We start from the raw sequence: 1020 nt of genomic DNA on the forward strand, positions 1-1020 counted from the left end.
CGAGCCATTTCGCGTGCTCGCCGGTCCACGCCAGCGCGCCACCGGCGTTGGTGGTCGCGGTCAGACCGGCGGACTCGGCGGTCAGGACGTCTTTTTCGCCCTCGCAGATGTAGATCGGCTCACCAGCCGCGACGGCGGCGAGCACGCGAAATGGCTCGATGGCGCCGCCGAGGTCGTCATCGTCGCCGACCACGACGCACCCGGCTACCGCCGCGCCGAGAAGGTGATGGCCTCCCTGACTGGGCGGGTGGGGTCGGTGCGGGTCATGCGTGCGGCCACAGGCAAGGACCTCACCGACCACATCGAGGCCGGTCACCACGTCGGCGAACTCGCCCCAGTCCCGTATCTGGACCCTCACACCGCCACGAGCGCCGCCCGGTCGGAGGCCGGGGCCGTCCCTTTCGTCGGTGAGGCATCGACCGATCTCTCGGCCGATGCCTCACCCCTCTCACCTGATCACAACGACTCTGTCGGAGGTTCTTTCATGTCCGGAAATTCCACGGTCAACCTGTCCGGCCTGCACGGCCAGGAGGCCGGCCACCACCACGACGACACCATTGATCACATCGGCTCCAAATTCGCGATGTTGATCCGCGGCTTGATGCAGGACGTGTTGACCCGCGCCAATGAGAGTGCCCGGCGTCGCCGTGAGGCGTTGAAGGAGCAGGAGCAGCGCGACGCGAAGAAGGCTCGTGAGCAGGCCGCGGCGCTCGCCGCGCAACGCAAGGCCGCCGAGACCGCGCTGGAGAAGATACGCAAGACGGGCTGGGATCGCCTGTCGCGCAGTGAGGTCGCGGTCGCGCTGCACGAGGCTGTGACCTGGTCCGAGGAGTCCGACACCGCGCGGCGCGCGGCGGTCGAGCTGGCCAGCCACATCAAGCAGCGGTGGGGTGTGGAGGTCGACCTGTCCAGCGGGAAGGTCACCGTCGACGAGGACATGACCCCGAAGCTGGCGGCGAAGATGGCCGCCGCCGAACAGGAACGCGCCGCCAAGTCTCGTCTGGCCACCGCCCAAGACCG

Annotated in this window: 1 protein-coding gene and 1 pseudogene; one reads left to right on the forward strand and one right to left on the reverse strand. The window is 68.5% G+C overall.

The annotated features are described in order from the left end of the window. Positions 1 to 193 (reverse strand): toprim domain-containing protein (locus tag A5780_RS42230; protein ID WP_231983112.1); only part of this gene is annotated, 193 nt, incomplete at its 3' end. Positions 194 to 265: 72 nt separating this feature from the next. Here A5780_RS42230 and A5780_RS27455 point away from each other — a divergent pair. Beyond that, positions 266 to 1020: pseudogene (locus A5780_RS27455) on the forward strand (hypothetical protein); the annotation flags it as partial.

Source organism: Nocardia sp. 852002-20019_SCH5090214 (assembly GCF_001665865.1).
Classification (GTDB): domain Bacteria; phylum Actinomycetota; class Actinomycetes; order Mycobacteriales; family Mycobacteriaceae; genus Nocardia; species Nocardia nova.